This is a genomic window from Arthrobacter sp. H-02-3, assembly GCF_003097355.1.
In the GTDB taxonomy this organism is placed as follows: domain Bacteria; phylum Actinomycetota; class Actinomycetes; order Actinomycetales; family Micrococcaceae; genus Arthrobacter; species Arthrobacter humicola.
Window position 1 is genome coordinate 73448 of record NZ_PYUI01000002.1, and the last position, 22243, is coordinate 95690.

20 protein-coding genes are annotated in these 22243 nt (G+C 67.8%); 13 read left to right on the plus strand and 7 right to left on the minus strand.

Features of this window, described 5'->3' with window-relative positions; translation table 11 throughout:
* The first annotated feature begins 152 nt into the window (after positions 1–152).
* From C9424_RS02745 to C9424_RS02760, 4 genes are all read left to right on the plus strand, one after another.
* Positions 153–1433, plus strand: a complete 1281-nt coding sequence (locus tag C9424_RS02745) for a M20 metallopeptidase family protein (protein ID WP_116765421.1) — start codon at positions 153–155, stop codon at positions 1431–1433.
* 182 nt (positions 1434–1615) lie between these two features.
* Positions 1616–2221, plus strand: coding sequence for a malonic semialdehyde reductase (locus C9424_RS02750; RefSeq protein WP_116765422.1), 606 nt, complete (start codon positions 1616–1618; stop codon positions 2219–2221).
* A 258-nt stretch (positions 2222–2479) separates the two neighbouring features.
* A complete protein-coding gene (locus C9424_RS02755; RefSeq protein WP_116765423.1) occupies positions 2480–3013 on the plus strand; it encodes a 2'-5' RNA ligase family protein in 534 nt (177 codons plus the stop codon).
* A 155-nt stretch (positions 3014–3168) separates the two neighbouring features.
* Positions 3169–4329 (plus strand): GGDEF domain-containing protein, encoded by a 1161-nt coding sequence (locus C9424_RS02760; RefSeq protein WP_116765424.1) that lies wholly within the window; start codon positions 3169–3171, stop codon positions 4327–4329.
* On the opposite strand, the gene pgm is transcribed toward C9424_RS02760, so the two are convergent.
* Positions 4319–5980: a phosphoglucomutase (alpha-D-glucose-1,6-bisphosphate-dependent) gene (gene pgm, locus C9424_RS02765; protein WP_116765638.1), complete on the minus strand. Its 1662-nt coding sequence runs from the start codon at positions 5978–5980 to the stop codon at positions 4319–4321. The genes C9424_RS02760 and pgm overlap by 11 nt on opposite strands.
* Positions 5981–6127: 147 nt before the next feature.
* On the opposite strand from pgm, the gene C9424_RS02770 reads away from it, so the two are divergent.
* Positions 6128–6847, plus strand: a complete 720-nt coding sequence (locus C9424_RS02770; protein WP_116765425.1) for a DUF4190 domain-containing protein — start codon at positions 6128–6130, stop codon at positions 6845–6847.
* Positions 6848–6909: 62 nt separating this feature from the next.
* Here the strand turns inward: C9424_RS02770 and C9424_RS02775 are convergent, their stop codons facing one another.
* The 3 genes from C9424_RS02775 to C9424_RS02785 form a co-directional block, all read right to left on the minus strand.
* The gene (locus C9424_RS02775) at positions 6910–7773 is read right to left on the minus strand and encodes a phosphotransferase (protein WP_116765426.1); all 864 of its coding nucleotides are present in this window, start codon (positions 7771–7773) and stop codon (positions 6910–6912) included.
* A gap of 4 nt (positions 7774–7777) precedes the next feature.
* Positions 7778–9247, minus strand: a complete 1470-nt coding sequence (locus C9424_RS02780; protein ID WP_116765427.1) for a peptide MFS transporter — start codon at positions 9245–9247, stop codon at positions 7778–7780.
* A gap of 161 nt (positions 9248–9408) precedes the next feature.
* Complete coding sequence (locus C9424_RS02785; protein WP_116765428.1) at positions 9409–10530, minus strand: alcohol dehydrogenase catalytic domain-containing protein; 1122 nt, start codon at positions 10528–10530, stop codon at positions 9409–9411.
* A gap of 351 nt (positions 10531–10881) precedes the next feature.
* Here C9424_RS02785 and C9424_RS02790 point away from each other — a divergent pair, with 351 nt between their 5' ends.
* The 3 genes from C9424_RS02790 to C9424_RS02800 all read left to right on the plus strand — a co-directional run bounded on the left by C9424_RS02790 (position 10882) and on the right by C9424_RS02800 (position 14633).
* Positions 10882–12768 (plus strand): sialate O-acetylesterase, encoded by a 1887-nt coding sequence (locus C9424_RS02790; RefSeq protein ID WP_161958188.1) that lies wholly within the window; start codon positions 10882–10884, stop codon positions 12766–12768.
* A gap of 318 nt (positions 12769–13086) precedes the next feature.
* Entirely contained in the window at positions 13087–13455 is a 369-nt protein-coding gene (locus C9424_RS02795) for an ArsR/SmtB family transcription factor (protein WP_116765430.1), read from the plus strand.
* 41 nt (positions 13456–13496) lie between these two features.
* Complete coding sequence (locus C9424_RS02800; protein ID WP_116765639.1) at positions 13497–14633, plus strand: cation diffusion facilitator family transporter; 1137 nt, start codon at positions 13497–13499, stop codon at positions 14631–14633.
* A 7-nt stretch (positions 14634–14640) separates the two neighbouring features.
* On the opposite strand, the gene C9424_RS02805 is transcribed toward C9424_RS02800, so the two are convergent.
* Positions 14641–16068 carry an amidase gene (locus C9424_RS02805; protein ID WP_116765431.1) on the minus strand — a complete coding sequence of 476 codons (1428 nt, stop codon included), beginning with the start codon at positions 16066–16068 and terminating at the stop codon, positions 14641–14643.
* Between the two features lie 312 nt (positions 16069–16380).
* On the opposite strand from C9424_RS02805, the gene C9424_RS02810 reads away from it, so the two are divergent.
* From C9424_RS02810 to C9424_RS02820, 3 genes are all read left to right on the plus strand, one after another.
* Positions 16381–16707 carry a rhodanese-like domain-containing protein gene (locus tag C9424_RS02810; RefSeq protein WP_116765432.1) on the plus strand — a complete coding sequence of 109 codons (327 nt, stop codon included), beginning with the start codon at positions 16381–16383 and terminating at the stop codon, positions 16705–16707.
* 18 nt (positions 16708–16725) lie between these two features.
* Positions 16726–17709: a prephenate dehydratase gene (pheA, locus tag C9424_RS02815; protein ID WP_116765433.1), complete on the plus strand. Its 984-nt coding sequence runs from the start codon at positions 16726–16728 to the stop codon at positions 17707–17709.
* Between the two features lie 94 nt (positions 17710–17803).
* Complete coding sequence (locus C9424_RS02820; protein WP_091255530.1) at positions 17804–18025, plus strand: hypothetical protein; 222 nt, start codon at positions 17804–17806, stop codon at positions 18023–18025.
* 41 nt (positions 18026–18066) lie between these two features.
* Here the strand turns inward: C9424_RS02820 and C9424_RS02825 are convergent, their stop codons facing one another.
* Positions 18067–19131, minus strand: a complete 1065-nt coding sequence (locus tag C9424_RS02825; protein WP_116765434.1) for a diacylglycerol/lipid kinase family protein — start codon at positions 19129–19131, stop codon at positions 18067–18069.
* A gap of 78 nt (positions 19132–19209) precedes the next feature.
* On the opposite strand from C9424_RS02825, the gene serS reads away from it, so the two are divergent.
* Positions 19210–20490: a serine--tRNA ligase gene (gene serS / locus C9424_RS02830; RefSeq protein ID WP_116765435.1), complete on the plus strand. Its 1281-nt coding sequence runs from the start codon at positions 19210–19212 to the stop codon at positions 20488–20490.
* 148 nt (positions 20491–20638) lie between these two features.
* Positions 20639–21541: an HAD family hydrolase gene (locus C9424_RS02835; protein WP_202615751.1), complete on the plus strand. Its 903-nt coding sequence runs from the start codon at positions 20639–20641 to the stop codon at positions 21539–21541.
* A gap of 54 nt (positions 21542–21595) precedes the next feature.
* Here the strand turns inward: C9424_RS02835 and C9424_RS02840 are convergent, their stop codons facing one another.
* Positions 21596–22195: a MarR family transcriptional regulator gene (locus C9424_RS02840; protein ID WP_116765436.1), complete on the minus strand. Its 600-nt coding sequence runs from the start codon at positions 22193–22195 to the stop codon at positions 21596–21598.
* Positions 22196–22243: the final 48 nt, after the last annotated feature.

Here is a 22243-nt window from a genome sequence, read left to right on the forward strand (position 1 = left end):
GCAACTTTACCGCGCAGGCCGGGCGCGTCCGGCGCCGTCCGGCGCCGCGACAGGTCCGGGCGCGGATATGGGGAGTGGCCGTCGGCGACCGTTGCGTTTTCCGGGGAGTCCGGCCATACTCCGGGGAAGGCCGGTGGAAGGAGTGTTGGGTGATGTCAGCGGACTTCGACTCCCAGATCGACCGATTGGCCCGGGCACGCCGCGACGAGCTGATCCGGCTCCGTCACCGGGTCCACCAGCATCCCGAGCTCTCCAACCGGGAGAGTGAGACCTCCGCCCTGGTCGCTGATCACCTCCGTTCGATCGGTCTCGACGAGGTCCGTACAGGCATCGCCGGACACGGCGTCGTCGGAGTCCTTCGCGGTCTGTTGCCGGGGGAGAGGGTCGCTGCCCTGCGGGCGGACATGGATGCCCTCCCGGTGGCCGAGTCGACGGGCGTCGAGTTTGCGTCGACGACCGTCGACGACAGCTATCCTGGCGGGCCTTTCCCGGTCGCGCACGCATGCGGCCATGACTGTCACACCGCGGTTGTCCTTGCGACGGCAAGCGTCCTGGCGGACATGCGAGATCGGCTGCCCGGCACTGTGCTGTTCATTTTCCAGCCCGCCGAGGAGGGGCCGCCGCTGGATGAGACCGGCGGAGCCCGCGCCATGCTCGCGGCGGGAGCCCTGGCCGACCCCGAACCAACCATGGTTTTCGGCATGCACGTCGGGCCGCTGCCCGCCGGGGTCGTCGGCTACCGTGCCGGAATCTCCTATGCGGCGTCGTGCGTCGTGCGGGTCACCGTCACAGGAAGGCAGGTGCACGGCTCCACCCCGTGGATGGGAATCGACCCGATGCCCGCGGCTGCAGGCATCATCGGCGGAGTCGGCGAGCTTTACCGGCAGGTTCCCGCGCAGCACGCGACATCCGTCAGCATTGGCCACGTCCAGGACGTCGGCCGGTTCAACATCATCGGGCAGACCGTCACCCTGTTCGGAACCATACGCTGCACTATCGACGCCGACATGGCTGCAGTCCAGCAGGGGATGCGCCGGCTGGCCATGCACCAAGCGGAGGCCTTCGGCTGCACGGCCGATGTTGAGTTCCTGCAATCTGTTCCGGGAGTCATCAACCAGAGGGAGTGGATTGATGCAATCCTGCCCGCCCTTGGCAGGATTGTCGGCCGGGAGAGGATCGTCGAGGTGCCCGTGACGCTTGGCTATGACGATGTGTCGGAGTTCGTCAACGCCTACGGCGGCGCGTACCTCAGCTACGGGGTCCAGGACACGCGGATCGATGGCGACCAGCTAAGGCCGGTGGAGGGTGGCCGCGGGCTGTTCCCGAACCATAGCCCCGGGTTTTATGCGGACGACGATTGCCTGGTTGATGCAGTCCGGGTGCACGCGGGCCTCGCTGTCGGCCATCTCGCCGGAGAGATCACCGCTCGTTAAGAGGCCGTGTCAGGCTCCTGTCTGCCTTGATAGGCCTTGCAACGGGGCTGCGCACCCTGCATTGCTGTGCCGGACATCACAGGGCGCAGCGGGAAGCAAGCGCTGCTAGTTGAAGTTGCAACTATGGACAGCAGGAGACGCCAGCAGCCTGACGGTGCGCCGGCCCAGCGAAAGGGACGCGAATGACGATCGCCCATGAAGAAGCAGTAATCGACGCCGCAGCGGTGGACGCCATCTTTGCCGAGGCCCGCACGGCGAACGCCTTCACCGGCGACGTTACCGACGATCAGGCCCGTGCCATCTACGAACTGACGAAGTTCGGTCCCACCGCCTTCAATTCACAGCCGCTGCGCGTCACGTACGTGCGCTCGGATGAAGCCCGGGCCACGCTTGTGGACGCACTTTCCGCCGGAAACCGCGCCAAGACGGCATCGGCGCCCCTCGTCGCAGTCCTGAGCTACGACACCGCCTGGCAGGACCAGTGGGACAACTTCCTCCCCGGCTACAACGCCCCCAAAGCCATGTACGACGCCGCCCCTGACCTTGCCGCGGCCACGGGCAACAACAACGCCCACCTGCAGGCCGGCTACTTCATCCTCGCGGTCCGCTCCCTGGGCCTCGCCGCCGGTCCCATGACGGGCGCGGATTTCGCCGCCATCGACGCCGCATTCTTCCCCGACGGCAGCCAGAAGAGTTTCCTGGTGGTCAACATCGGCCAGCCCGGTGCGGACGCCTGGGGTGCGGCCAAGCCGAAGTTCGCCTACGAGGACGTCGTCCGCACCGTCTAAGGACTGTCTGAGCACCACCGGCACTGTCCCGCGGAGGTGCCTCCGGCACTGTTTTCCCGCGGAGGTGCCTCCGGCACCATGGGGGACAGGCCGGAGGCACACGGGACGCATTTCTGCGGTTCAGCGCATGGCCTGCATCCGGGGCCACTTCCCATTTTAGTCCGCACCGCCGCCTCCGGCACGGGGCGTTCGCGACGTCGCCGACCCCGGTCAGGATCCGGGCGCCGCTCCGACCGCCGGGCGTGGCACACTTTTCCCATGCGGAACCTGATCGCGGTGGCCTTTGTGGAACCGGTTGTCGAGGGACTCGAGTTTCCCCGTGACGACTGGCCGCTGCACATCACCCTGGTGAAGTTCGACGTCGTCGAACCCCAGGCAGCGGCCGGCGCACAAATCGAGACGCCACCCGGCTCCGGCGATCCGCTCGCCGCGAAGATCTCCGCGCTCATGGCGGACCCCGTGGCCGCGGCCCTGGGCTGCCGGGTGAGGGTAGGCGGGGAAGCGCGGTTCGGGCGGGCAGGGTCCATCCCGGTCAACCTGATCGAACCCAACGAGCACCTGCAGGCCCTGCACAATGCCCTGGTCGGGATCGTGGAGCAGCTGCCCGGCAGGATCCCTACACCCGCCTATACCCTGGCAGGGTACCGCCCGCATGTCTCCCACCACGGCGACAGACGGCTTCGCGAGGGCGACGCCGTCGCGCTGGACCGGATAGCACTCGTGGACATGGCGCCCGGCGGCGGGCACTCCACCCGGCGGATCCTCACGCTGTGGACCGACGGCCCGGCATAAGCCCCGGAACGGCGGCAACAAGAATCCGCACGTCATATCGTGGCCACCACGAGGCTTTCCCGACGACGGGTGCCATACTTGGGTCAACTTCGGCGGTTATTCGACGGTGAAGTGACGCATTGCGGGCAAATTACAGCGGACCGGGGGGCCACTAGATGATGCTTGACACCGCCACACTGCGGGTTGCCTTGGCGCTGGTCGACCTCACGCTGCTCATGCTCTTCTACTTCATTACCTTCCGGCGCACCCGCTCCGCCTACAGCGGCTGGTGGTGCATGGCCCTCCTGCTGTTCCTGGTCGGCAACGCCGCGTACCTGCTGGACGGCACGGTGTACCAGGCCTGGTCCAACCCCGCCGGCAACATCCTGCTGGTCGCCGGCGCGGCCAGCATCTGGGCTGGCGCCCGCTCGCTGCGGGCACCCTCACCCCGGCCCTGGCAGCTCGCGGCCGGTCCCGGCGTCGTCGGCGTCGTGTCGGTGTTCGACCACCCGGCCACAAACATCTGGGCCGGAGGCCCGGTGTACCTGGCCTTGATGGCCGTGCTGATCGGCATGGGATCCCGGGAGCTGTTCCTGCTTGAGCGCGACTACTCGCGCGTGCACCGGCCCCTCGCCGTGGGCGCCGGCATCCTGGCCGTCTTCTACCTGGGCCGCCTCATCGCCTTTTTGACGGACGGGCCGGGCGGGGCGGTCTTCACATCGTTCTTCGGTTCCGCGCCCATGACCGTGTTCTCGACGGTCACCCTGGTGGTGGCCTCGTTCACGATGGCCGAGCTGAGCTATGAACAACAGACTCGCGACCTCCGGGCACGCGCCACCGTGGACGGCCTCACCGGCCTGCTGAACCGCTCAGCGTTCCTCGACCTCGCGGGCAACGAACTGCGCCGGTTGCGGCGCACCGGAACCACGGCCTCGCTGATCCTCGCGGACCTGGACCACTTCAAGACGATCAACGACCAGTTCGGCCACTCGGCCGGGGACTCCGCCCTGCAGGCGTTCGCCGGAGCCTGCGCCGGCACCGTCCGCTCCACCGATCTCGTGGGCCGCTACGGCGGCGAGGAATTCATCCTCCTGCTCCCGGGCGTCACACCGGAACAGGCCCGGGAAATCACCTCCGACATCAGCCTCCGGCTTCAGGAATCCGGCTCGGAAGTCATTCCCCGGCTGCCGACAGTGAGCTACGGTATTGCATCCACCGATGCCGGACCGGGCGGCCTCGACGCTGTAGTGGCCTCGGCCGACGCGGCCCTCTACCAGGCAAAGACGCTTGGCAGGGACCGCGCCGTGGTGGCCGCGGTCGGCGGAACTACGAAATAACCCCGTCCACCAGGGCCTTCGCCTCGGCCTGGACCTGCTTGAGGTGCTCGGCGCCCTTGAAGGATTCGGCGTAAATCTTGTACACGTCCTCCGTACCGGAGGGCCGCGCCGCGAACCAGGCGTTTTCGGTGACCACCTTCAGGCCGCCGATCGCCGCGCCGTTGCCCGGCGCCTCGGTCAGTTTGGCGGTGATCGTTTCGCCGGCGAGTTCGGTGGCGGTGACGTCCGACGACGACAGCTTGCCCAGTGCGGCCTTCTGTTCGCGCGTGGCGGCGGCATCGATCCGGGCATAGACGGGGTCGCCGAACTGGTCCGTGAGGCCCTTGTAGAGCTGCGACGGCGACTTGCCGGTGACGGCCGTGATCTCCGAGGCCAGCAGGGCCAGCAGGATTCCGTCCTTGTCGGTGGTCCAAACACTGCCGTCCATCTTATTGAAGGACGCGCCCGCGGATTCCTCGCCGCCGAAGGCCCCTTCGCCGGACAGCAGGCCCGGGACGAACCACTTGAAGCCCACGGGAACCTCCACGAGCTTGCGGCCCAGGCTCGCGGCCACGCGGTCGATCATCGAAGAGGACACCAGGGTCTTGCCGATGACGGACTGCGGGTTCCAGCCGGTGCGGTGCCGGTACAGGTAGTCGATGGCGACGGCGAGGTAGTGGTTCGGATTCATCAGCCCGCCCTGACCGTCAACAAAAGGTGTGACGATGCCATGGCGGTCGGCGTCGGCGTCGTTGCCGGTGGCGACGTCGAACTTCGCCCCGTCGGACATCCGGCCGATCAGCGACGCCATCGCGAACGGCGAGGAGCAGTCCATCCGGATCTTCTCGTCCCAGTCCAGGGTCATGAAGGCCCACTGCGGGTCAACGGTCGGGTTCACCACCGTGAGGTTCAGGTGGTGGCGTTCGGCGATCTCGCCCCAGTAGTCCACCGACGCCCCGCCCATGGGGTCCGCGCCGATCCGGACGCCGGCCTCACGGATGGCGTTGAGGTCCAGGACGGAGGGGAGGTCATCCACGTAGCTGCTGAGGAAGTCGAACTTTCCGGTGGTCCCGGCGGCAAGGGCGTCGGCCACGGGGATCCGCTTGACGCCGCGCAGGCCGTTTTCCAGGAGCTCGTTGGCGCGGTTGGCGATCCAGCCGGTGGCGTCGGTGTCCGCAGGGCCGCCGTGCGGGGGGTTGTACTTGAATCCGCCGTCGCCGGGAGGGTTGTGGCTGGGGGTCACCACAATCCCGTCGGCCTGCGGTGCGCCCGGGCCGGCGTTGCGGTTGTGCGTGAGGATAGCGTGGCTCAGGGCAGGGGTGGGTGTGTAGCCGTGGCGGGCGTCGATGAGGACGTGCACGCCGTTGGCGGCCAGCACCTCGAGGGCGGAGTTTTGGGCCGGTTCGCTCAGGCCGTGGGTGTCCTTCGCCATGTAGAGGGGCCCGGTAATGCCCTGGCCCGCACGGTATTCCACGATCGCCTGCGTGATGGCGAGGATATGCGGTTCGTTGAAGGACGCCTTCAGGCTCGAACCACGGTGCCCGGAGGTGCCGAAGGCCACCCGCTGGCCCGGGTCCGTGAGATCCGGCGAAACGTCGTAGTACGCATCCAAAAGCGCAGTGAGGTCAACAAGGTCTTGGGGTTGGGCAACTGTGCCCGCGCGGCTAGCCATGGCACCAGCATGCCAGACGACGGCGGGGTGCAACACGCTTTCGCGCCAAACCCGCTCCTGTGACGCAAGAAAGCCGCAGACCGGGCCGGCCCCAACGCAACCCTCCGGCGGTAGTCTGGATCCAGGGACTTCTTGAGGGGACACGCCATGACTGAACAGCCACAACAGGGTAAAGACGAGAGCAAAGCCGGGCCAGGCAAAGACGGGATGCCCGAGGGCTACCAGCCGACGCTGCGTCTCCCGGACCACCAGCCGGACGTTCCGCCGCAGGCACCGCCCGTCGGCCAGGAACCCGGCCAGGCGACCGGGCAGGAGGCCGGCCAACCGGCGACGCACCAGTTCGCGCAGCCCGAGCCGCCGCAACAGCCGGACTACCCGCAAGAGCCCTCCGCGGGCCGGCAGCCCGGGCAGGAGCACTACGGCCAGCCCGCACAGGATCAAGGCCAGTTCTCCAGCCCGTACCCGCCGATCTACGGCCAGTCCGGCACGACGCCGTATGCGCCCGGCCAGGGGGCTTACGGTCAGCCGGCCCAGCAGTACGGCCAGCAGTCGCCGTACGCCCAGCCGGGCAGCGCGAACGCCTACGGCCAGCCCGCCTACTACAGCGTGCCGGCAGCGCCGAAAGGCCTGAGCATTGCCAGCATGTGCTGCGGCATCGCCGCACTGGTGGGATTCGGGTTCTTCCTGCTCCCGCAGCTGGCTGCGGTCATCCTGGGACACCTGGCCCTGCGGCGCGAACCGGCGGGCCGGGGCATGGCGATCGCCGGTCTCGTGATGGGGTATGTGGCGATCGCCGTCACGGTGCTGGTGATGGTCATCTTCGGACTGGTCATCGGCAGTGCGCGCAGTCGCGGCTACGGAGTCTAAGGACGGCGTCCCGCGCCGGTTGCGCCGTACCCGGGCCGGCGGCCGCGGCTGCCGCCGGAGGCTCAGCGTGTCAGCGCGGCCACCAGCGGGCGGGCATTGGCCTCAAGCCAGCCCCGCCGTCGATTGATGAGCCCGCCCACGCCGTCCTGCCACATCCGGGCCCAGCCGCCGCCCAGCGTCGCGGCGTTGTGCCGCATCCGTTCGTAGCTCAGCTCCGCGGCGTCGATCCCGGCACCTGGCACCCGGCGTCGTTCCTCCTCGGACCAGCCGTAGGCGTCGGCGAAGAGGCGCAGCCGGCGGAACGGATCCTGGTCCTCCCAGCCCGGCCATGCGTCGGACGGGTCGCGGAGCGGCACCCAGTGCATGGCGGTGTTGAGCGAATCGTGGAAGGCCGTGGACGGTCCGGCGAGGTCGAAATCCACCAAACCGGCGGCCAGACCGTCCCGGACCACCACGTTCTGCGGCGTTACGTCCAGATGGCAGATGAGCCTGGAAGCCTCAGTGGGGTCCGGGCGGACCGGACTGCGCGGAAACGGACTGCGCGGAAACGGATGGTCCCGCGGCACGTAGCCCGCCGACGCCCTGTGGAGCCGCCGCACCAGGCGGCCCACCGAGGCCACAAGGTCCGCAGACTGTGCCCAGGCTTCCGGCAGGGCCCCGGCGCATTGTCCGGGCACGAAGGTCAGGACGTCCCGGCCCTGATCGTCCCGGCCCAGGAACCGGGGAGAGCCCTCAAAACCGGCGTCTTCCAGCCAATCGAGGTACCCGGCCAGGGACTGCGGCTGGTGCGGGCGGCGGATGGTTCCGCCAACCCGCACCACACCGTCGGTGACATCGCCCGCCGGCATGAGTTCGACGTCGGACGCCTCGCCTGGGGCGGGGACGTAGACGCGCGCTGCAACCGGGACGCGATGTGCGGAGCTCATCGGGTCAGCGTACGCCGCCCATGAGCTTCTTGATGGCCGGCGAGGCAGCCGCCATGCCGACGGCCAGCAGGATGGCCGTTCCGCCCACACCGATGAAGTACGGCAGCTCGTCATTCGGGTTGTACAGGCCGGACAGAATGCCGGCCAGTGTGGTGCCCAGGGACACGGACAGGAAGAACAACGCCACCATCTGGGTGTGGAAGGCCTTCGGCGCCAGCTTGGTCGTGACGGACAGCCCGATGGGGGACAGGAACAATTCCGCCAGCGTGAACAGCAGCAGGATTCCCGCCAGAGCCAGCAGCGGAGTCTTGCCGTCGCCGGAGAGCGGAATGAAGGCCAGGAAGGCCAGGCCCATCACGAACAGGCCGATGGAGAACTTCAGCGCCGATCCCGGCTGCTTGCGGCCGAGCCGTGTCCACAGGGCCGCCATGACGCCGGCGAAGATGATGATGAACACCGGGTTAATGGACTGGACCCAGGCGGCAGGCATTTCCCAGCCGAAGAAGTTGCGGTCCAGCTTCTCCTCCGAGTACACCGCGATGAAGGTGAACTGCTGCTGGAACAGGGCCCAGAACGCGGCCGAGGCGATGTACAGCGGGATGAACGCTGCCACCCGTCCGCGTTCGGTGGCGGTGACCTTCTTGCTCCGGAAGATCAGGGTGAAGTAGACCACCGACGCGCCGATGGCGGCGTACGCCATGGATGTGGCCAGGTTCTCGGCGTTCACGGTGCCCGAGATGAACAGCGCGGCGATGACCGCGGCGATGCCGACGAAGATCAGTCCGTACTGCTTGCGCTGCGCAGCCGGGAGGGGATGCGCAACCCGCTGGGTCTGCGCGGGGAGCTTGTTGCGTCCCAGCGCGTAGACGGTCAGGCCCACAGCCATACCGACGGCCGCAGCGCCGAAGCCCCAGTGGAAGCCTTGGCTTTCCTGCAGCCAGCCGGTGACGAGGGGGCCGATCAGCGCGCCGGCGTTGATGCCCATGTAGAAGATGGAGAAACCGGCATCGCGGCGTTCGTCCTTCTCGCCGTACAGGCTGCCGACAAGGGCGGTGGCATTGGCCTTGAGCCCGCCGGAACCGACGCCCACCAGCACCAGGCCGGCGATCAGGCCGGGGACGCCGGGCACGAGGGCCAGCGCGATGTGGCCGCCCATGATCATGATGGCAGAGCCGAACAACACCTTCTCGGAGCCGAACAGCCGGTCAGCGAGCCACGCGCCCAGGATCGTGGAGAGGTAGACGCCGCCGCCGTACGCGCCGACGAGGCTGGCGGCCAGGCCCTGCTCAATCCCGAGGCCGCCCTTCTCGACCGAGAAGTACATGTAGTAGAGCAGGATTCCCTGCATGCCGTAGAAGGAGAAGCGCTCCCACATTTCTACGGAGAAGAGGCTGGCCAGCATCTTTGGGTGGCCAAAAAACGAGGTATCGCCGGGCGTTGTAGCGGGGCGAGTTTCTAAATGAGTTGTGCTCATTTACTTAATGCTGACATTATGACGCGCGATTGTCACATTCGCGGCGCCCCGGGGCAAGTAACCCCGACGGTGTTTCGCCCCTATTTTCCCGCTGTTCGGTCGTGTGGACGCCGCCCCACCCCCCCTCCGGTCAGGGCTCCGGTTTGGCCCGGAGCCGGCCGTCAGGCGGGACCGCCGGCGTCGAACATGATGATCTGCCGGATGGCGTGCCCGTCTGCCAGCTGGTCCATGGCCCGGTTGATATCGGCCAGAGCGATGCGGTCCGAGATCAGTTCCTCGACCGGCAGCTTCCCGTCCCGCCACAGCTGGGCGTATTTCGGGATGTCCCGCGACGGGACAGCGGAGCCAAGGTAGCTCCCCACGATCGTCCTTGCCTCTGCGGTGATTGTCAGAGGCGGCAGCTGGGCGCGGGCGTCGGGGGAGGGCAGCCCGGCCGTCACGGTGGTGCCGCCGGGGGAGGTGGCGGCGAAGGCGGTTTCGAAGGCGCGCGGATTGCCGGCGCACTCGATCACGAATCTGGCTTTAACCCCGCCGTCGAGGACCTGCTGCGGCGTGTACGTTTCGTGGGCACCGAGGCGGCGGGCGTGGTCGAGTTTCTGCTCCAGCGTGTCCACGGCGATGATCCGCGAGATTCCTTGGGAGACGGCGGTGATGAGGGCCGCCATGCCCACCCCGCCCAGGCCGACGATCATGATGCTGTCCTCCGGCCGGGGCCGGGCCGCGTTGAGCACGGCGCCGCCGCCGGTCAGCACGGCGCAGCCCAGGACCGCCGCAATGTCTGCCGGGATGTCGTCGTCCACCGGCACGGCCGAGGCGCGGTCCACCACGGCGTATGTGGCGAATCCCGAGACACCCAAGTGGTGGTGGACGGGCTCCCCGCCTCGGCTCAAGTGCCGGGACCCGTGCAGCAGGGTTCCGTCGTTGTTGCTCTTCGAGCCGGCCGTGCAGGGCAGCCGGCCGTCCTCGGCGCAGTTCGCGCAGCTCTCGCACCGGGGCAGGAAGGACATGACTACGCGCTGACCGGGCTGCAGATCCCCGACGCCGGACCCCACCTCGACGATCCGGCCCGCCGCCTCGTGGCCCAGCAGCATGGGCACCGGCCGGACCCGGTTGCCATCGACAACGCTCAGGTCCGAGTGGCAGATCCCGGCGGCCTCCAGCCGAACGAGGATCTCGGTGGGCCCGGGAGCGGACAGATCCAGCTCGCAAATGCTGATCGGCCTGGATTCCGTGAAGGGGCGCGGGCGGCCGATTTCCTCAAGTACTGCACCGGTGATCTTCATCGATCCTCTTTCGCGGCCTCGTCGATTTTGAGTGAACGATAGCCGCCGGCCGGAGCCAGCGTCCATTTGGCGGGGGCAAGAAAACCCCAAGGTGGCTCGGCAAGAGTGTGGTCCATGGCTGGTTGGGGCAAGCTTTGTCGTCCCCCGAACGCGGCGCGGCCGCCGGTGCGGACATTACCTTCCTCAACGGCGGCCTCTGGGCCACGGCAGCCCCGGCACCCGGGCTGCAGGCCCCCGGCGCGGCCCACGGCCCGGAGCCTCCACCGTGTCCTGATCGGTCTCGCGGTCTTCGCCCTGATGACGGCGGGCGTCGTGCCGGCGCGGGCTGCAACGGCCATCACCACTCTGCACGTGTTTCTCGCGGTCGGGCAGTCGAACATGTCCGGGCGAGGTCTTCCCATCGATGGCGCGGCAGACGTTGAAGACCCGCGCATCTTCCAGTTCGGAGCTAAGACCCGCACCTTGCGGGCCGCCTCGGTCCCGCTGGACATGCACGACACCCCCAGCGGCCTTTCCCCCGCCACCACGATGGCCAGGGAATACCTGAAGACCCAGCCCGCCGACGTCGGGGTCCTCATCATCCCGGCGGCGCACGGCGACACCGGATTCACCGGCGCGCCAGGGACACTGACCTGGTCCGTCGGTGCGGCTTCGGCCCCGGACTACGATCTGCCGACACTGGCCGTTAAGCAGACGTTGAGCGGCCTCGCGGCGGCGAAGACGGCCGGCTATGCGGTGGAGCTCAAGGGCATTCTCTGGCATCAGGGCGAGAGCAATTCCTCCACAAGCACTTCGGCCTACAGCGCCAAGCTGGACCAGCTCATTGCGTTCTTCCGGGACCGGCTGTCGGCCCCGAAGCTGCCGTTCGTCCTCGGGCGCATGTCGCCGGAGGGCATCGCGGCCACGCCGGGCAGGGCCAATGTGGACGCGAGTCACTACCAAACGCCGGGCCGCGTCGCCTACACCGGCTTCGCGCCCTCGCTGGCGTGTGCCCTGAATTCGGGGGACACGACCCATTTCTCCCGGGTGGGTATCGAATATCTGGGACGGGCATACCTGGCCGCGTACCGGCAGGCGGCCGCGAACACCCAGGCGTCCGCGGTCGCCACCCCCGCGCTCACTGTGCCGAACTGTGCGGGCCGGGCCATAGCGATGGACCCGACGCGATTCCTCGATACCAGGATCTGGCCGGGGCGCGTGGCTGCGGGCGGGTCGGTTTCCTTCCGGGTAGCCGGCGTAAGGGGTGTGCCGACCAGCGTGTCCGCGGTTGTGGTCAACCTGACCGCGACGTCGCCGACGTCGCACGGGGTCATCACCGCCTATGCCTCGGGGACGGCCAAACCCGGGACCTCGAATCTGAACTACGTTGCCGGGCAGACCGTCTCGAACCTCGCTACGGTGCCCGTCGGCACGGACGGCCGGCTGACGCTCACCAACTCCTCGTCAGGCTCCGTGCATCTGATTGTGAGTGTGTCCGCGTATTTCCATGCCGGCACGCCGTCGTCGCCCGGGACGTTCAGTGCCGTGGCGCCCGCCCGCCTGCTGGACACGCGGAAGTCTTCCGGGGCCGTTTCCGGCGGAAGCTCGGTGTCCTTCATGGCTGGCGGGAAATCGGGGATCCCCACGAATGCCTCGGCGGTGGTCCTGAACCTCACGGCGACCGAGACAAAGTCGTACGGCTTCCTGACCGCATACGCCGCGGGGTCCTCGAAACCGAGCCCGTCCACTCTGAACTACTCGGCGGGGCAGACCGTGTCCAACCTCGTCGTGGTCCCGCTCGGGACCGACGGGAAGGTAACAGTCTCGAACACGTCGTCCGGGTCGGCGCAGGTCATTGCCGACGTCGAGGGGTATTACCTGTCCGGCAAACCGGTCCAGGCCGGTGCCTTCGCAGCCCTGGCGCCCACCCGGTTCCTGGACACGCGGCTCTCTTCAGGAGCTGTCCCGGCGGGAGGGTCGGTCACTTTCCATGTGCGCGGCGTCAAGGGGATACCCACCACCGTGGCCGCCGTGGTGGTCAACGTGACGGCCACCGCGGGCAAGTCCTACGGACTCCTCACCGCATTCGCCTCGGGGTCCTCCACCCCGAAAGTCTCAAGCCTGTTCTATTTGCCAGGACAGATCGTCGCTGACCTCGCCGTGGTTCCCGTGGGGCCGGACGGCAACATCAAAATTACGAATACGTCGAGCGCCTCGGTGCAGATCATCGCCGACGTCGCGGGCTACTTCCGCGGGTAGCGGCAGCGGGTGTGGGTGCGGCAGTTCGCGGAACCGGGGATCTGCTGAACGGCCCGTGGGGGGACATGCCCATTCCTGGCACCCGCGCGTGGACATGATGGCATTGTGCCCACGTCTCGCCGCGATGGAGGAGCATGTCCCCGGGCCGGCGCCGGACATGTCCAACGCCCCTCACCACGGCCGGACATGTCCACGGGCGCCTGGAGAAGTGCCGGACGCCGCTGTGCTGCCCGTGTGCTGCCGGCGAACTCCTCAGGCCCATCGACCCGGGCCCGGCTGGTCGATGCAATGGGGCAACAAGTGTGAAATAATCTGCGTATGGATGCAGATAAGCAGATATGCGGGCGCGAGCCGGACAGCCAGTATGTCGAACTCGCCGTTGAGATTTTTGCCATGCTCGCCGACGCCACGCGTGTCCGGATTATTCTTGCCCTGCGCGAGGGCGAACTGCCGGTCAACCAGCTGGCCGAGATCGTCCACAAATCTCCGGCGGCCGTTTCCCAGCACCTGGCAAAGATGCGCCTCGCGCGCCTGGTGACCACCAGGCAAGACGGAACACGCGTCTTCTACCGCCTGGAGAACGAGCACGCCCGCCAGCTCGTTACCGACGCCATCTTCCAGGCCGAACACTCACTGGGGGGAACCCCCCGCCACCACCACCACCCCGAAAGCGCGGACCTATCGTGACCGAATCCCATGACCTCCACCGTCCCGGGGCGACAGCGCCCGTGCACGCACAGCCGGACGCTGGCAGCCATGATCACGGGTCCGAGGACCACGGCCATGACCATGATCATGACCACGATCATGACCACCACAGCCACGGGCACGACGGCCACGATGATCATGACCATGGGCACGGCCATTCCCATGAGCATCCGACGGGGATCAAGGGCTTCCTGTACGGATTGTTCGTCCCGCACACCCACGACGCCGCGGACTCTGTCGACGACGCCCTTGAGGCGAGTGAACACGGCGTCAGGGCGGTGAAGATCAGCCTCTTCATGCTTCTTGGCACGACTGTCCTTCAATTCATCGTGGTGCTGATGAGCGGTTCGGTGGCACTCCTCGCGGACACGATCCATAACTTCTCCGACGCCATGACGGCTGTGCCGCTGTGGATCGCGTTCCTGCTGGCCCGCCGGCCGGCGACCCGCCGTTACACCTACGGCTTCGGGCGTGCCGAGGACCTGGCCGGGCTCTTCATCGTTGTGGTCGTCGCGCTCTCCGCCGTCGTGGCCGGGTGGCAGTCGATCGACCGGCTGTTGAATCCCCAGCCGCTGCAGAACCTGTGGTGGGTTGCGGCAGCGGGTCTGGTGGGCTTCGCCGGCAACGAAGCCGTGGCCATCTACCGGATCCGGATCGGCCGGAAGATCGGCTCCGCCGCACTGGTGGCCGACGGTGTCCACGCCCGGATGGACGGTTTCACGTCGCTTGCCGTGGTGCTGGGCGTGATCGGCGTGTGGGCCGGGTTCCCGCTGGCCGACCCGATCGTTGGTCTGCTGATCGCGGCAGCCATTGTCATCCTGTTGTGGGGAACGGTCCGCAGCATCGGCCGGCGCCTGATGGACGGCATTGAACCGGACCTTGTTGACAGGGCACGGTCGGCCCTGGCCTCCACCCCCGGCGTGGACGCCGTCCCGGCGCTGCAACTGCGTTGGATCGGCCACCGCCTCCAGGGCAACGCCAGTATCCAGGTCGCAGACATGCCGGTCTCCGCAGCCGAACAGATCGCCGCGGATGCCAGGCACCGCCTCGGCCACGCTCTGCCGAACCTGGACGGCATCGCGATCCGGACCACCACCGGGTCGGTACACGACGGCGGGGATCTGGCGCGGTCAGCGTCCTCGCACGGACACGAATAACCCCGGCCTAGAAACCCAGCTGGGCGGCCACCCGCAGCAGCAGCCCCTCGGAGCCCATCGGCCCGATCAGCTGAATGCCCATCGGCAGGCCGGAACCCGGAGCGCCGCCGGTCCAGTGCACGGGGACCGTGATGGCCGGCAGGCCGCAGACGTTCACCATGGAGGACCACGGCGCGTATTCGCATTGCTTGCGGTAGTCGCCGTCGGCGTCGCCCGCCCATTCAGCGGCCGGCCAGTAGCCGACGCCGTGGGCCGCGCCGGTGAACCAGCCCACCGGCCGGGGCGTCTGCGCCAGGGCCGGGGTCACGATGAGGTCCCAGCGGGCATACTGGGCGATCGTGTCCCGCTGGAATTGACGCAGGAACCCGAGGCATTCATTGAGCTTGGACGTACTGCGCTGCTGCGCGCGCCGCCGGAACGTCCTGGTGAGCGGGGTCAGGAGTGCCTCGCGCTGGGGTGCTATTCGCGCGCTGCCGACGCCGGCGGTCCAGGCAGTGGTGAAGGCATCCGGGTAGCGGTTGTCATAGCGGATCGCCGCCTCCGAGGTCTCGTGGCCGGACGCCTCCAGCCGTGCGACGCCGTCGGCCAGCGCATCGAGCGCCTCGCGGTCCGGGGTGAATGGGAAAAACGTCTGCCACGGGCTGTCCAGGCTGACGCCGATCCGCAGCCGGTCCGGCTCCCGGGCGGTCAATTCGAGGTAGCTGGCATCTGCCGGGCCGGGCACCAGGGCATCGAGCATCAGGGCGGCATCGGCGGCGGAGCGGGCGAGCGGGCCGGCAACCACAAGCTGGGCCGGATCGCCTGAGCTTTCCCCGGCCGGCACGAGCCCGCGGCCGGGCTTCAACCCGATGAGTCCGCAGGCGGCGGCCGGAATCCGCACGGAGCCGCCGCCGTCGGATCCGGGGGCAAACGGCAGCAGCCCCGCGGCCACCGCGGCAGCGCTGCCGCCCGAGGATCCGCCTGAACTGCGGCTGAGGGCATACGGATTGCGCGACGGCGGGGCGATCCGGTTCTCGCTGTAGGCTGTCAGGCCGAATTCCGGGACCTGCGTTTTGCCCAGCGACACCACCCCCGCGGTCTTGAGCACGGCGGGGAGTGCGCCGTCCGTCAGCGCCGGTTTGTGCTCCAGAGCGGCGCTCCCATGCGTGGTGATCACCCCTGCCACATCTGTCAGGTCCTTGAATGCGAGCGGCATGCCGTGCAGCGGCGGCAGGCCGCCGTCGCTCGGGGCATGGCTTCGGAGGGCATGGAGTTGGTCTGCGGCTGCGGCATCCTTCCGGGCCTGGTCGGCGGTGACGGTGATGAAGGCCCCGAGGTGCGCGTTTTGGGCTTCGATGCGGTCCAGGAAATGATCGGCGGCCTGCCGGGCGGAGAGCTCCCCGGAACGGAGTGCATCCCGGAGTTGAACAGCAGAGAGCTCGTGGATTTCAGCCAAAGAAACGGGGCTCCAGGCCGTCCCGGAACCGTTCGGCAGGCATGGTGTGCCCTGCGGCCGCTCCGACGAGGGGAGGACATGTCCATTGTTGGGGACTGCGGGCGGGCACTTTGGCATTATGCCCAACCCTGGCGGCGAGGGGAGGGCATGTCCCGCGGCGGGAACCGCGGACAGACCGCTCCGCGGGGTGTTTGGCAGCCATGAGGTCTCCTTTGCGCTCTCCAGAAGCGTAACGTGCCGACTGCGGGGGCGCTCGGCCAGCGGCGGGGGATACGCTGGGAACGGACCTTGAAATCTGCGGAAAGGGCGAACATGAGCGACTTCCACACCGTCAGCGTGTCTGGCATCCCCGATGGTGCCAAGATCCTTGATGTCCGCGAGGACTATGAATGGGTCGCGGGCCACGCCGAGGGCGCCCTGCACATTCCCCTGGACCAGCTGCCCGCCCGGCTCGAGGAGCTCGACCCGGACGAGGACGTCTATGTCATTTGCCGTACAGGTGGCCGCTCCCACCGGGCCGCCCAGTGGCTCGTCGGCATGGGATATTCCGCGCTGAACGTGGCCGGCGGCATGGACCAGTGGGTAGAGACCGGCATGCCGCTCGTGTCCGACAACGGCCTCAAGCCAGTCATCCTGTAACCGAAGAAGGAAAAGCCGATGCCCGCACCAACCGTCACGTACACATTCCTCGGCCCCGAGGGGACCTTCACCGAGGCGGCCCTGATGCAGGTTCCGGACGCGGCGCACGCCATCCGCATTCCGGCCTCGAATGTCAACACGGCGCTGGACAAAGTGCGGGATGGCTCCGCCGATGCGGCCATGGTGCCGATCGAGAACTCCGTCGAGGGCGGCGTCACTGCGACCCTCGACGCCATCGCCACCGGCCAGGAACTCAGGATCCTCCGGGAGGCACTGGTGCCCATCAGCTTCGTCCTAGTGGCCAGGCCGGGCGTGGAGATCGGGGACATTCGGCGCGTCTCCACCCACGGCCATGCCTGGGCCCAGTGCAGGCTCTGGGTGGACGCCAATATTCCTAATGCGGAATACATTCCCGGGTCTTCCACCGCCGCGGCCGCCATGGGCCTGCTGGACGCGGACGGCGTCCACTACGATGCCGCGATCTGCGCCCCGATCGTGGCCCAGGAACAGCCGGGCCTGTCCGTTCTTGCCGAAAACATCGGCGACAACCCCGGCGCCGTCACCCGGTTCGTGCTGGTGGGCCGCCCGGGCGAACTGCCCGCCCGCACGGGAGCGGACAAGACCACGGTGGTGGTCCCACTGCCCGAGGACCGACCCGGTGCGCTGATGGAGATCCTGGACCAGTTCGCCACCCGCGGTGTCAACCTGAGCCGGATCGAATCCCGCCCCACCGGGCAGTATCTGGGCCATTACTTCTTCAGCATTGATGCCGACGGCCACGTGGCCGATGCCCGGGTGGCGGACGCGCTCGCGGGTCTCCACCGCATCAGCCCGGCCACTCGCTTCCTCGGCTCTTACCAGCGTGCGGACGGCCACCGCAGCATCGTGGCGCCGCATACCTCGGACCAAGCATTCCGGGCCGCGCATGCATGGGTCAGAGACATACTGAGTGGCGCATCTGCCGTGGCGGAATATACCCCGGGGGCTTCGCCCAGAGCGTAGGCAAATGCCTTCTGGTGCACTTCCACCGCTTCCCAACTGTGCGTATGCTTGCCTGATCCATATTGGGGAAGTCCTCTACCGGAGGGAGCGGGTCATGTCAGGAACCAGCACAGACAATGACGGCCAGGGAATGATTGTCAATCCCAAGCCGACAGCTGACAACCAGGACTGGGACGGCGACGACGCCGACCGCGCGGACCGTCTGCGCTTTGAAGAAGAGCAGGCAATGATCCGTGAGCAGTCCGAGGCCAGGGCCGCCAAAGCTGCAGCAGATGCGAAGAAGGCCGCAGACGCCAAGAAGGCCGCCAGCGCCTAGTCCCCCTCAGAGGAGCCGCCGTCAGACTAACCGGCGGGGGCCTAGTCGCCTCCCGCCCCGTCCTTGACCCGGACCAGCAGGGATCCCGGGGCCACCTGGACGGTGACCGTCGTGGCCTCGCCGGAAGGATCGCCGTCGATCTGGGTAGGCATGGGTTCGGAGCACCGGATGGTGATCTTGCCGGAACGGTAATACGTCATGACCGGCAGATCCTTCTTGTGCTTCAGCACGATCTTTGTGTACATCGCCAGCCAACCGATTGCACTGCGCGGGCTCATCACCACGACGTCGAGCATCCCGTCATCGATCATGGCCTGCGGGATAAAGTCGATTCCCCCGGGAATCAGGCCACAGTTCGCGAACAACACACTGCGGATCTTCCGCGACTGCTCAGGCTGGTCATCCAGCCCAATCGAGACCTTCTTGCGGCGCCCCGGGAGGTGCCGCACCCCGGCTTCCGTATACGCCAGCCAGCCCACGGCCTTCTTCAAACCGTCATTGGTATCACTGACCACCTCGGCGTCCATGCCCATGCCCGCGATCACCAGGAAAGTGTGCTCCGCTGACTCCCCGGTCCGCGCATTCTCCACGGTCATCCGCGCCGTATCGATGAACCGCTGGTGACCGAATAGGGCCGCGTGCACGTTGCCCTGGAGGTCGTTGACCTCCAGATGCACATTGCGGGCCAGGAGGTTGCCGGTGCCGAGCGGAATCAGGCCCATGGCGGTGTCCGTCCCGGCAAGGACCTCGGCCACGACGCGCACCGTCCCGTCCCCGCCGCCGGCCAGGACGACGTCGGCCCCGCTGGCCACCGCCGCCCGCGCCTGCGAGAATCCGGGGTCCTCGGCGGTGGTTTCAAAGATGCGGGGCGGCTCCCAGCCGGCCTCGGCGCACGCCGCTTCAATGAGTGCCCGCGCCTCTGCCGAACGGGCCTTGATGGGATTCAGGACCACGGCAACCTTCTGCCGCTCCAGGTCCGGGCTGTGGGTTTGCTCCCACACGGCACTGCGGGTGTGCTTGGCCCTCAGCCGGCGCACCCCCCACCAACTGGAGGCGGCAAACGCCAGGACCCCAGCGATGACGAGGTAGAGCAGCCAGTCGCGCATTGTAATCCAACAGTATCCCGCCAGCGCCCCGTGACCTGCTTGCCCGGTAACGCCGGCCGGATTGGATACTCTTGTCTGGTGATCGACGTAAAAGACCTCAGCGAAAACCCGGACAAGTTCCGTGCCAGCCAGCGCGCCCGCGGCGCCGACGAATCCGCGGTGGACGCGATCATCGCCGCGGATTCGGCCAGGCGCGCGGCGCTGATCCGGTTCGAGAACCTGCGGGCCGAACAGAACGTGTTCGGCAAGAAGGTTGCGCAGGCCAAGGGCGAGGAAAAGCAGGCCCTCCTCGCCGAGGTCAAGGTCCTTGCCGCCTCCGTCAAGGCCGCATCGGCCGAGGCCGATGTAGCCCAGGCGGCCCAGGAGGAGCTGCTCCGCACCATCCCCAACCTGATCGAGGACGGCGTCCCGGCCGGCGGCGAGGACGACTACATCGTTGTCAAGACCGTCGGCACGCCACGCGAATTCCCCGACTTCGAGCCCCGGGACCACCTGGAGATCGGCGAGCTGATCGGGGCCATCGACATGGAACGCGGGGCGAAGGTGTCCGGTTCACGCTTCTACTTCCTGCGCGGCGTCGGCGCCCGGCTGGAAATGGCGCTGCTCCAGATGGCCATGGACCAGGCGATCGAGGCCGGGTTCGTCCCCATGATCACGCCCACCCTGGTCCGCCCGGAAACCATGCAGGGCACGGGCTTCGACGTCAAGCACGACGCCGAGATCTACCGTCTCGCCGAAGACGACCTCTACCTTGTGGGCACCTCCGAAGTGGCCCTCGCCGGCTACCACGCCGACGAGATCCTGGACCTGTCGGAGGGTCCCATCCGCTACGCGGGCCAGAGCTCCTGTTACCGCCGCGAGGCCGGCTCGCACGGCAAGGACACCCGCGGCATCATCCGGGTCCACCAGTTCAACAAGGTCGAAATGTTCATCTACACCACGGTCGAAGAGGCGGCTGCCGAGCACGCCCGCCTCCTGGCGTGGGAAGAGGAAATGCTGGCCAAGTGCGAGCTCCCGTACCGCGTGATTGACACGGCTGCCGGGGACCTGGGCAATTCCGCGGCCCGGAAGTACGACTGCGAAGCCTGGGTCCCCACCCAGGGCGCGTACCGGGAACTGACCTCGACGTCCAACTGCACCACCTTCCAGGCCCGCCGACTGAACATCCGCGAGCGTGTCCTGAACGAGGACGGTGCGCCCAAGGGCACCCGGGCCGTGGCCACGCTCAACGGAACCCTGGCCACCACGCGCTGGATCGTCGCCATCCTGGAGCACCACCAGAACCCCGACGGCTCTGTCAACGTCCCCGCCGCCCTGCAGAAGTACCTCGGCGGCATGACGGTCTTCCCCGTTCTCTAACCACCGACCCCTAACTACCAGCCGGGCCTCCGCCCGCCGCCGGGTAAACATTCACACTGTGGACAGGCTGTGGGTGTTTACCGCAAATTCACGCCCTGCTGTGGCCTGAGTCCTAGCGGCAGTCGGGGGTCTCTGCTCTACTTGTGAGATGACAACCATGACTGAATCCTCAGTCGCCGGCAACGATGACCGGCGCACCACACACGAGAACAACTTGCAGAACACCGAGGCCCGGAACAACACGGCCCCGAAGAGCCCCGGCGACAAGATGATGGTCGCCCTGGATGTCGACGGCACCCTGGTGGATCACGACGGCCACATGTCGGTCCCGGTCCGCGAGGCCGCCCAGGCCGTCGTGGCCGCGGGCCACCACGTCACGATCGCCACGGGCCGCTCGCTCAACGCCACGCTGCCGGTCATCGAGCACATCGGGATCGAGAACGGTTACGCGGTTTGCTCCAACGGCGGCGTGATCCTGCGCGTCGACTCCGGACTGTCCGACGGCTACGAGGTAATCCACAAGGCAACCTTCGACCCCGGTCCGGCCCTCCGCGCCCTGCGCAAGCGGCTGCCCTCGGCCAAATACGCCCTCGAGGACGAATCCGGCAACTTCCTGTCCACCGAGCGCTTCCAGGACGCCAGCTTCGGCGTCGAGGCGGTCGGCGTCGACTTCCAGACCATGCTGGAGGCAACCGCCGTCCGCGTGGTGGTCTTCAGCTCGGAGAACACCCCGGAGGAGTTCAACGCCGCGATCCGCCACATCGGGCTTGCCGGCGTGACCTATTCGGTGGGCTGGACGGCGTGGCTGGACATTGCCGCCGCCGGCGTCACGAAGGCCAGCGCGCTGGAACACCTCCGCGGCCGGCTCAGCATCGAAGCACACCGCACAATCGCCGTCGGCGACGGCCGCAACGACATCGAGATGCTGACCTGGGCGCGCCGCGGTGTGGCCATGGGGCAGGCCCCGGTGGAAGTGATTGCCGCGGCCGATGAGGTGACGAAGTCGGTTTACGACGACGGCGCCGCGCACGTACTGCGCAGCCTCCTTTAGACGCCCGGCCGGGCGGTCCGGGAGCCCGGACCGCCGCGGCCAGCGGATGTCGGGCTAGCGGACGTCGAGGATGAGGCCCAGGAGCCGGGCCGCCGCGGGACGAGCCGCGTGTTCTTCGTTCCACTGGGACCGGGCCACGGCCTTGCTGACGGCCTGCGTGGTGATCCCGAGTTCCTCGGCGACGGCCTTCTGCTGGCCGCGGACTCCCGGAGTGAGCAGATCCAGGACCCGCCATTCGGCGTGGCTGCGGTCGTGCACAATGTGGCCCAGGAGGCGCAGCACGGCCTCGGCTTCCGCGGCGAGGTCCGCCAGCGGGCCCTCCACGGCCACCCGGATGCGGTCCTTGCCGTTCCGCAGGCGGTCCACGGCGCGCCGGGCATAGATTAGCCCGTGGCCGGAGGCGTCTTTGATCTGGTTCGGCAGGGGTTCGTTCACCGGGCCCACCCCGATGCCCACATACCAGCTGCCGCTGCGCAGGGCGATCATGGCCGCCTCCACCGCCTGATGCGGACAGTCCACGATGCCCTGGACCTCGTCCTCCACGGAGCGGTCGAAATCAAGGCGCGCCGGGATGTGCCGCAGGTCCTTCAAGAGCTGCGGCACGCGGTCGCCGTCGCGCCGGCTGTCGGTTTGATTGATGGTCAGCGTGAACATTCTGGATCACACACTACCCGGTGGCAGTTCGGGGGCAAGTTGCCGGCA

Excerpts from the sequence above, each read along its gene's own strand:
- pgm (WP_116765638.1), bottom strand. The coding sequence starts at position 5,980 with ATGGCTAGCCGCGCGGGCACAGTTGCCCAACCCCAAGACCTTGTTGAC.
- C9424_RS02795 (WP_116765430.1), top strand. The coding sequence starts at position 13,087 with ATGGATGCAGATAAGCAGATATGCGGGCGCGAGCCGGACAGCCAGTAT.
- C9424_RS02780 (WP_116765427.1), bottom strand. The coding sequence starts at position 9,247 with ATGAGCACAACTCATTTAGAAACTCGCCCCGCTACAACGCCCGGCGAT.
- C9424_RS02840 (WP_116765436.1), bottom strand. The coding sequence starts at position 22,195 with ATGTTCACGCTGACCATCAATCAAACCGACAGCCGGCGCGACGGCGAC.
- C9424_RS02820 (WP_091255530.1), top strand. The coding sequence starts at position 17,804 with ATGTCAGGAACCAGCACAGACAATGACGGCCAGGGAATGATTGTCAAT.
- C9424_RS02750 (WP_116765422.1), top strand. The coding sequence starts at position 1,616 with ATGACGATCGCCCATGAAGAAGCAGTAATCGACGCCGCAGCGGTGGAC.
- C9424_RS02775 (WP_116765426.1), bottom strand. The coding sequence starts at position 7,773 with ATGAGCTCCGCACATCGCGTCCCGGTTGCAGCGCGCGTCTACGTCCCC.
- pheA (WP_116765433.1), top strand. The coding sequence starts at position 16,726 with ATGCCCGCACCAACCGTCACGTACACATTCCTCGGCCCCGAGGGGACC.
- C9424_RS02825 (WP_116765434.1), bottom strand. The coding sequence starts at position 19,131 with ATGCGCGACTGGCTGCTCTACCTCGTCATCGCTGGGGTCCTGGCGTTT.
- C9424_RS02810 (WP_116765432.1), top strand. The coding sequence starts at position 16,381 with ATGAGCGACTTCCACACCGTCAGCGTGTCTGGCATCCCCGATGGTGCC.
- C9424_RS02770 (WP_116765425.1), top strand. The coding sequence starts at position 6,128 with ATGACTGAACAGCCACAACAGGGTAAAGACGAGAGCAAAGCCGGGCCA.
- C9424_RS02745 (WP_116765421.1), top strand. The coding sequence starts at position 153 with ATGTCAGCGGACTTCGACTCCCAGATCGACCGATTGGCCCGGGCACGC.
- C9424_RS02755 (WP_116765423.1), top strand. The coding sequence starts at position 2,480 with ATGCGGAACCTGATCGCGGTGGCCTTTGTGGAACCGGTTGTCGAGGGA.
- C9424_RS02835 (WP_202615751.1), top strand. The coding sequence starts at position 20,639 with ATGACAACCATGACTGAATCCTCAGTCGCCGGCAACGATGACCGGCGC.
- C9424_RS02760 (WP_116765424.1), top strand. The coding sequence starts at position 3,169 with ATGATGCTTGACACCGCCACACTGCGGGTTGCCTTGGCGCTGGTCGAC.
- C9424_RS02785 (WP_116765428.1), bottom strand. The coding sequence starts at position 10,530 with ATGAAGATCACCGGTGCAGTACTTGAGGAAATCGGCCGCCCGCGCCCC.